This window comes from Micrococcus sp. ACRRV (genome assembly GCF_022346985.1).
In the GTDB taxonomy this organism is placed as follows: domain Bacteria; phylum Actinomycetota; class Actinomycetes; order Actinomycetales; family Micrococcaceae; genus Micrococcus; species Micrococcus porci.
Genome location: NZ_JAKRNH010000111.1, coordinates 1 through 7,662, shown reverse-complemented (window position 1 = coordinate 7,662; position 7,662 = coordinate 1). Strand labels below are relative to the sequence as shown.

Here is a 7,662-nt window from a genome sequence, read left to right as displayed (position 1 = left end):
TCCTCGAGCGCATCGCCGGCACCCTGATCCGTCGATTCGACGGCTCCGTGCCCGCCGCCGACGTGCGCACCACCGTCGCCGAGGTCACCGCCGAGCTCGAGCCCGAGGCCCGGCAGCTCGCCGAGGACCGCGAGCGGATGCACCGCGCCGGCGTCGGGCACCAGCTCTCCGCCCCGCCGCGCCGCGCCGCCGAGGTGGACGCGGACCGTCCCCAGGTGATGCCCAAGACCGAGGGCTGGCAGCAGCCCATGGGCCCGGACGGGCGCCCGCAGCTGCAGTTCAAGCAGCCGCGCGTCTCCCAGCCGCCGCAGCACCTGGCGGACATGACACTGGCCGAGCGTCAGGCCAAGGCCAAGGAGATCGGCCTGCCGGCGTTCCGCGCCAAGCAGCTCTCCGTGCACTACTTCGAGCACTTCACCACGGACCCGGAGCAGATGACGGACCTGCCCAAGGGCAAGCGCGAGGAGATCGCGGAGGCGTTCTTCCCGCCGCTGCTCACCGAGGTCCGCCGCCTGACCACGGACCGCGGGGACACCGTGAAGTTCCTCTGGCGGCTGTTCGACGGCGCCCTCGTGGAGTCCGTGCTCATGCGCTACCCGGGGCGCGTCACCCTGTGCGTGTCCTCCCAGGCCGGCTGCGGCATGAACTGCCCGTTCTGCGCCACCGGCCAGGCAGGTCTGACGCGCAACATGTCCACGGCGGAGATCGTGGAGCAGATCGTCCGCGCCAACCAGGTGATCGCCGAGGGCGGCCTGGGGGGCACGCGCCGGGACGGCGGGCACGACGCCGACCGCGTCACCAACGTGGTGTTCATGGGCATGGGCGAGCCCCTGGCCAACTACAAGCGCGTGATGGCGGCCGTGCACCGCATGGTGGACCCGGCCCCCGAGGGCCTGGGCATGTCCGCCCGGCACGTCACCCTCTCCACGGTGGGCCTGGTCCCGGCCATCAAGAAGCTCGCCCAGGAGGGCGTGCCGCTGACGTTCGCGCTGTCCCTCCACGCGCCGGACGACGAGCTGCGTGACGAGCTGATCCCCGTGAACGCCCGGTGGAAGGCCGACGAGGCGATCGACGCCGCCTACGAGTACTTCCTGGCCACCGGCCGGCGCGTCTCCATCGAGTACGCGCTGATCAAGGACATGAACGACCACGCCTGGCGCGCGGACCTGCTGGCCAAGAAGCTCAACGCCCGCGGCAAGGGCTGGGTGCACGTGAACCCGATCCCGCTGAACCCGACGCCGGGCTCCATCTGGACGGCCTCGGAGAAGGACGTGACGCGGGAGTTCGTGGACCGGCTCAACGCGGCCGGCATCCCGGCCACCCTGCGCGACACCCGAGGCAAGGAGATCGACGGCGCCTGCGGCCAGCTCGCCGCCGACGACGAGGACGTCGCGGCCCGGGCCTGAGCCGGGCCGGCCGGCGTCGGGGTGGAGTGTGCGGAGCACAAGGGGTTCGTGCACTTGTTCGCGGACGCCGCCGTGCTCGGCCGATCGGTCACGGGCAGGGCCGAGGCCCTGGGCGACGCCATGCCGACGGCACCCAGGGCCTCGTGAGCCGCCCCCGCGGGGCGGGATGTCGGGCGGTCAGAACTCGACGGTGTCGTGGTCGCCGGGGCGGGCCTCGCCGCCGGTGACCTTCGCCTTCACGATCTCCACGACGGAGGCCGCGCCGCCGCCGTCCCAGTACTCGGCGGAGTCGGCCTGCACGCGGACCAGCACGATCTGCGGGTCCTCGGGGCGCGCGCCCTCGCCGAAGAACGCCTCGGTGGCGGAGTTCCAGTACTCCGTCTTGCGGGCCTCGTCGCGGACGATCTCGCCATGGCCGGCCACGGAGGCCCAGAAGCCCTTCTCCTGCACGGCCACGTTCACGGGGCGGCCGGCCGAGTCCTGCGCGGCGTCGCCCGTGGCGCGGGTGATGAACCACAGCACGCCCGGCTCCTGCTCCACCTCCTGCACCGCCATGGGGCGGGAGGCCAGGGTGCCGTCCTCCTCGGCGGTCGTGAGCATCACGACGCCGGCCTTCTCGATCTTCTCCAGCAGCGCGGTGCGGGGATCCTGCTCGGTCATGTCGTCCTCCTTGCGTTTCGCGCGCCCGCGCCGTCGGCGGGCGTCGTGGGGGCCACGCTAGGCGAGCCCCGACGGCGGAGGCCAGGGCTCGGGGGCGCCGATGACGCGGTCGGCCGGAGCCCGGAGGCGTCGGTTCAGCGGGCGAGGCGCGCCGCGAGGACCTCCACGCCGAGCGCGTAGCCCTGCGTGCCGGCGCCGGCGATCACCGCCGTCGCCACCGCAGAGACGACCGAGTGGTGCCGGAACTCCTCCCGGGCGTGGATGTTGGTGATGTGCACCTCCACGATCGGCACGGGCACCGCCGCCAGGGCGTCCCGGATGGCCACGGAGGTGTGGCTGTACGCCGCCGGGTTGATGAGGATCCCGGAGAAGCCCGTGCGGGCCTCCTGGATCCAGTCCACGAGCTCCCCCTCGTGGTTGGACTGCCGGAAGTCCACCTCCAGGCCGTGCTCGGCGGCGCGGGCCGCGGTGAGCGCCCGCACGTCCTCGAGGGTCTCGAACCCGTACTTCTCCGGCTCGCGGGTGCCCAGCATGTTCAGGTTGGGCCCGTTGAGGACCAGCAGCGGCAGTCGGGCGGCGGAGGCGGCGGGCATGGAGTCGGTCATGGGGCCAGCGTAGGCCGGGACGCCCCCGGAGGCATCGCCCCTGGTGGGGGGCGGGTGACGGCGGCACAATGGGGGAGAGGAGGCATCCGTCATGAGCACCGAGAGCAGGCACACCGCCACCCCCGTGGACGAGACCCCCGTCCCCGAGACCCTGACGCTCACCGGGACGGGCGTGGACGGCGTCGAGATGCCGCGGATCGGCCTGGGCACCTGGCCGCTGCGGGGCGCGGAGGCGCGCGACGCCGTCGAGCAGGCCCTGCGGATCGGCTACCGCCATGTGGACACCGCCCAGAACTACGGGAACGAGGACGCCGTCGGCGAGGGGATCGCGGCCGCGATCCACGCCGGCGTGCTGGACCGGGACCAGCTGTTCGTCACCACCAAGGTCAACCGGGAGCACCACGGCGACGCGCGGACGGTGCGCGCCGCCGTCGAGTGCCGGCTGCGCGTGCTCGGTCTGGCGCACGTGGACCTGGTGCTCGTGCACTGGCCGAACCCGGACCAGGACCGCTACCTCGAGACCGCCTGGTCCCTGTCCGAGCTGGCCGAGGACGGCCTGATCCGCGCCTGGGGCGTCTCCAACTTCACCCCCGCGCACCTGGACCGGCTGGCCGGGGCCGGGCTGCGGGCGCCCGTGGACCAGATCGAGGTCGGGCCGCTCCGGCAGTCGCCGGCGTGGCAGGAGGGCGTGCGCGCCCACGGCGCCGCGATCACCGCGTACTCGCCGTTGGACCGGGCCGACCAGGACCTGGGCGCCCTGGAGCCCGTGGCCGCCGCGGCCGCGCGCACGGGACGGACGCCCGCCCAGGTGGTGCTGCGCTGGCACCTGCAGTCCGGCCGGGCCGCCGTGCCCAAGTCCGCCGACCCCGCGCGCCAGGCGCAGAACCTGGACGTGTTCTCCTTCGCGCTGACCGCCGAGGAGATGGCCGCGATCGACGCCCTCGACACCGGCGAGGGGCCGCGCCGCCACCCCGACGAGTTCGGACACTGACCCTCGGCGGAATAGGCCCCTGACCGGCGTCGTTGGACCGGGGGAGACCGATCCCGCCCGATCCGAGAGGACCCCACCATGGCCACCACCGACCTCACCCTCGAGGCCTTCGGCACCACCGTCTCCGAGAACGACACCGTCCTGGTCGACTTCTGGGCGGAGTGGTGCGGCCCCTGCAAGATGTTCGGCCCCGTCTTCGAGACCGCCTCGGAGAAGCACCAGGACGTGGTGTTCGCCAAGGTGGACACCGAGGACCAGCAGCAGCTCGCCGCGATGGCCGGCATCACCTCCATCCCCACGCTCATGGCGTTCCGCGGCGGCGTCCTGGTGTTCTCCCAGGCCGGCGCGCTGCCCGGCCAGGCACTCGACCAGCTGATCGACCAGGTCACGGCCCTGGACATCGCCGAGGTCCGCGCCATGGCGGAGCAGCAGGGCGCGCAGGACGCCGAGCCCTCCGAGGAGGAGGCCGTGCAGTCCGCCGCCGCGCAGCTCGACGACGTCAACGGCCGCTGAGCGTCCCCCCGCTCAGCGGGGGCCGAACGCCCCCTGCTCCCACTGCATCACCAGCCACGGGCTGAACACCCGGGGCACGGAGGCCAGCGCGGCCGTCAGGTCCGCGACCTCCACCCAGCACCACTCGGCGACCTCGTCCCGCTCCGGGACGGGGTCGCCGTCGCATTCCGCGCGGAACACGGGGCAGACCTCGTGCTCCTCGACGCCGCCGGCGTCCGCGGCCCGGTACCGGAAGCCCGGCAGCAGCGGGGTCACCTCCCGCACGCCGACCCCCAGCTCCTGCGGGGCGCGCCGCAGCACGGCCTCCGCCGGGGCCTCACCGGGGGCGGGATGCCCGCAGAACCCGTTGGTCCACACGCCGCCGAACGCCTTCTTGCCCAGGGCGCGGCGGGTGAGGAGGAACCGGCCGTCCGGCCCGTAGACGTGGCAGGAGAACGCCAGGTGCAGCGGCGTGCCGCCGTCCGCCGCGTTCCGGTGGACGCTGGCCTTCGCCTCCGTGCCGATCGGCGCGCCGTCGGCGCCGAGCAGCACCACGCGCTCCTCGACCTCCTCGACGGTGCGGGGGTACGACGGTCCCTGCTGCATCTCACGTCCTCCCTGGCCTGGGCTCACGGGGTTGACAGCACCTGCGTGCCCCCGACTATTGTCTAGATGGAAAGACTACTAGATTTTCTAGAGAAAGGGGTGGACGTGCCGGAGGCCATCCAGTCCCTCGACGCCGCCTCGACGGCTCTCCGGGAATCGCCGATGCTGAGCCGGATCTCCGAGCCCGCCCCCGCGATCCGACCCGTCTCGGGCGAGCTCAAGGGCGTGACGTCGGCCGCTCGCACCCTTCGCAGGATCATCCGGCTCAACGCGCAGATCCGCGTGCAGATGCGCCTGCTCATGGGCCTGAACGAGACCGACTACGCCGCGCTCTCCGTGCTCATGCGCGCCCCCACCGGGCCCACGGAGCTCGCCCGGCACCTGCACTTGACGACGGCGGCCACCACCGCCGTCGTCGACCGCCTGGTGGCCGGCGGCCACGCCGTCCGCGAGCCCCATCCCCAGGACCGCCGGCGCACGCTGGTGCGGGCGCTGCCGGAGTCCCGCAGCCAGGCCATGGCGGAGGTCCAGCCGATGGTGGACATGGTCGGGGACGCGATGTCCGGCATGACCGACCAGGACCGGGCCGCCGTGGAGCGGTTCCTGGACAGCGTGGCGGACCACATGGATGCCTGGCGCGACGACCTCACCGCCCGCGTCACCCAGCAGGCGGAGCAGCCGTGAACCCCCTCGCCGCCGGCATCGGCGGGGCCGCCCCGTGGTCGGCCTCGGCCGCGACCCCCGGCCTCGACGACGCCGGGCGCGCCCGAGCCGCCGTGCGGGCCGAGCTGGACCGCGTCTTCGCGGAGACCCCGCTCTGCGCGGACGCCCCGGACTCCTTCCACCTGCTGTGGGCGCGGCTCCGCGAGGCGGTCTCGGGCGGCAAGCTGGTGCGCCCCCGCCTGGTGGACCTGGGCTGGCGGACCGTGCGCCGGGCCCCGGCGTCCTCCGGTGTCCCCCGCGGCGGCACGGGGGAGGAGGAGGCCGCCGACCTGCGCGCGGTGGCGCGTGTGGGCGCCGCGTTCGAGCTGCTGCACGCCGCGCTGATCGTCCACGACGACGTGATCGACCGGGACGACCTGCGCCGCGGCCGGCCCACCGTGGCCGAGCAGTACCGCCGCGACGCGGTGCGCGACGGCGTCCCCGCCGGGGAGGCCGAGCACGTGGGCCGCTCCGCCGGGATCATCGCCGGGGACCTGCTGCTCACCGCCGCCTTCCGCCTGGCGGCGGCCTCCGGGGCGCGCGTCCGCGCCGCCGAGGCGGCCGAGAGCGTGTTCCGCGCCGCCTCCGCGGCGGCCGCCGGGGAGCTGGAGGACGTCCTCCTGGCCCTGCACCGCCACACCGGGGACCACCCCGAGGCCGGGCGGATCCTCACCATGGAGCGGCTCAAGACCGCCGGCTACTCGTTCGAGGAGCCGCTGCGGGCCGGGGCCCTCCTGGCCGGGGCGGACCCGGCCCACGCCGAGGCCCTCGCCGAGGCCGGGGCCCTGCTCGGCGTCGCCTACCAGGTGGTCGACGACGTCCTCGGCACCGCGGGGGACCCCGCCGTCACCGGCAAGCCCCACGACGCGGACCTGCGGGAGGGGAAGGCCACCCTGCTCACGGCGCACGGCCGCCGCGACCCCCGGGCGCGCGCCGCCCTGGACCGCGTGGCCCGCGCCGAACGGCACGGTGAGGACCTCGGCGAGCTGGCCGCCGCCGTCGCCGAGGCCCGTGCGGCCCTCGTGGACGCCGGCTCCGTGGAGCACGCGCTCGGCGTCGCCGAGGAGCTCGTGGACCAGGCGCGCGCCCTGCTGGACGCCCTGCCCATGGCCCCCGCCGAGCGAGCCGAGTTCGCCGCCACGTGCGGTCAGATCCTGCAGCGGGAGGCCTGAGATGACCGGGACGACGACGCCCCCCGCCCCGGCCGGGCCGGAGTGCGGCACGGTCCGCGCCCGCACGGGGGAGACGGACCTGGAGCTCTACACCGCCACCGCCCTGCGGGTGGCCGGGGAGGTGATCGGGCGGTATTCGACGTCGTTCTCCTGGGCCTGCCGGGTCCTGCCCCCGGACGCCCGCCGGGACATCGCCGCGATCTACGCGATGGTCCGCGTGGCCGACGAGGTGGTGGACGGCGCCGCCGAGGAGGCGGGGCTCCCCGTCGCGCGGGTGGCCGCCGGGCTCGACGCCTACGAGCGGGCCTGCGAGGATGCCATGGACACCGGGTTCTCCACGGACCTGGTGCTGCATGCCTTCGCGGACGTGTCCCGCCGGCACGGCATCACCGCCGAGCTGACCCGGCCGTTCTTCGCCTCCATGCGCGCGGACCTCACCGTGGCCGAGCACGGGGAGGACTCGCTGGCCGCGTACATCCACGGCTCCGCCGAGGTGGTGGGCCTGATGTGCCTTCAGGTGTTCCTCTCGATGGACGGCACGCGCGCGGACGGCCCCGCCGACCGCGGCGCCCTGCGCGCGGCGGCCTCCCGGCTGGGGGCCGCCTTCCAGAAGGTGAACTTCCTGCGGGACCTGGCCGCGGACCACGACGCCCTGGGCCGCACCTACTTCTCCGGGGCCGCCCCGGAGGCGCTCACCGAGGAGCGCAAGGCCGAGCTGCTCGCGGACCTCGACGCGGACCTGGACGCCTCCCTGCCCGGCATCCTCGCCCTCGACCCCCGCGCGGCCCGGGCCGTGCTGCTGGCCCACGGGCTGTTCGCCGAGCTCTCCCGGCGCCTGGCCGCCACCCCCGCCGCCGAGCTGGCCCGCCGCCGCGTGCGCGTGCCGGACCCGGTGAAGGCCCGGATCGCCGTCCGCGTGCTGGCCGCCTCCCCCGTGGGGATCGGCCGCCGCGGACGCCGCCTTCCGGCGGGGTGCGCCGAGGACCTCGCCGCTCACCAGGACGGAGACCGCCGACCATGACCCCCAC

9 protein-coding genes are annotated in these 7,662 nt (G+C 74.9%); 6 read left to right on the top strand and 3 right to left on the bottom strand.

Features of this window, described 5'->3' with window-relative positions:
- Positions 1–137 precede the first annotated feature (137 nt).
- Positions 138–1,406: a 23S rRNA (adenine(2503)-C(2))-methyltransferase RlmN gene (gene rlmN / locus MHY29_RS10260; protein WP_239240977.1), complete on the top strand. Its 1,269-nt coding sequence runs from the start codon at positions 138–140 to the stop codon at positions 1,404–1,406.
- A 177-nt stretch (positions 1,407–1,583) separates the two neighbouring features.
- Here the strand turns inward: rlmN and MHY29_RS10255 are convergent, their stop codons facing one another.
- Both MHY29_RS10255 and aroQ read right to left on the bottom strand, forming a co-directional pair.
- Positions 1,584–2,066 carry a pyridoxamine 5'-phosphate oxidase family protein gene (locus tag MHY29_RS10255; RefSeq protein ID WP_224356169.1) on the bottom strand — a complete coding sequence of 161 codons (483 nt, stop codon included), beginning with the start codon at positions 2,064–2,066 and terminating at the stop codon, positions 1,584–1,586.
- Between the two features lie 134 nt (positions 2,067–2,200).
- Positions 2,201–2,671, bottom strand: coding sequence for a type II 3-dehydroquinate dehydratase (gene aroQ, locus MHY29_RS10250; protein ID WP_239240974.1), 471 nt, complete (start codon positions 2,669–2,671; stop codon positions 2,201–2,203).
- A 91-nt stretch (positions 2,672–2,762) separates the two neighbouring features.
- Here aroQ and MHY29_RS10245 point away from each other — a divergent pair, with 91 nt between their 5' ends.
- Entirely contained in the window at positions 2,763–3,662 is a 900-nt protein-coding gene (locus tag MHY29_RS10245) for an aldo/keto reductase (RefSeq protein WP_239240971.1), read from the top strand.
- 78 nt (positions 3,663–3,740) lie between these two features.
- Positions 3,741–4,175: a thioredoxin gene (gene trxA / locus MHY29_RS10240; RefSeq protein ID WP_239240968.1), complete on the top strand. Its 435-nt coding sequence runs from the start codon at positions 3,741–3,743 to the stop codon at positions 4,173–4,175.
- A 12-nt stretch (positions 4,176–4,187) separates the two neighbouring features.
- On the opposite strand, the gene idi is transcribed toward trxA, so the two are convergent.
- Positions 4,188–4,760, bottom strand: coding sequence for an isopentenyl-diphosphate Delta-isomerase (gene idi / locus MHY29_RS10235; RefSeq protein WP_239240965.1), 573 nt, complete (start codon positions 4,758–4,760; stop codon positions 4,188–4,190).
- 105 nt (positions 4,761–4,865) lie between these two features.
- Here idi and MHY29_RS10230 point away from each other — a divergent pair, with 105 nt between their 5' ends.
- The 3 genes from MHY29_RS10230 to MHY29_RS10220 are packed head-to-tail and all read left to right on the top strand — an operon-like array spanning position 4,866 to position 7,655.
- Positions 4,866–5,444, top strand: a complete 579-nt coding sequence (locus MHY29_RS10230) for a MarR family transcriptional regulator (RefSeq protein WP_239240962.1) — start codon at positions 4,866–4,868, stop codon at positions 5,442–5,444.
- A complete protein-coding gene (locus tag MHY29_RS10225) occupies positions 5,441–6,634 on the top strand; it encodes a polyprenyl synthetase family protein (RefSeq protein WP_239240959.1) in 1,194 nt (397 codons plus the stop codon). The genes MHY29_RS10230 and MHY29_RS10225 overlap by 4 nt, the downstream gene beginning before the upstream one ends.
- A 1-nt stretch (position 6,635) precedes the next feature.
- Entirely contained in the window at positions 6,636–7,655 is a 1,020-nt protein-coding gene (locus MHY29_RS10220; protein WP_239240956.1) for a squalene/phytoene synthase family protein, read from the top strand.
- Positions 7,656–7,662: the final 7 nt, after the last annotated feature.

Coding starts and splice junctions, on each gene's coding strand:
- MHY29_RS10220 (WP_239240956.1), top strand. CDS start 6,636: ATGACCGGGACGACGACGCCCCCCGCCCCGGCCGGGCCGGAGTGCGGC.
- MHY29_RS10255 (WP_224356169.1), bottom strand. CDS start 2,066: ATGACCGAGCAGGATCCCCGCACCGCGCTGCTGGAGAAGATCGAGAAG.
- idi (WP_239240965.1), bottom strand. CDS start 4,760: ATGCAGCAGGGACCGTCGTACCCCCGCACCGTCGAGGAGGTCGAGGAG.
- aroQ (WP_239240974.1), bottom strand. CDS start 2,671: ATGACCGACTCCATGCCCGCCGCCTCCGCCGCCCGACTGCCGCTGCTG.
- MHY29_RS10245 (WP_239240971.1), top strand. CDS start 2,763: ATGAGCACCGAGAGCAGGCACACCGCCACCCCCGTGGACGAGACCCCC.
- trxA (WP_239240968.1), top strand. CDS start 3,741: ATGGCCACCACCGACCTCACCCTCGAGGCCTTCGGCACCACCGTCTCC.
- rlmN (WP_239240977.1), top strand. CDS start 138: ATGCACCGCGCCGGCGTCGGGCACCAGCTCTCCGCCCCGCCGCGCCGC.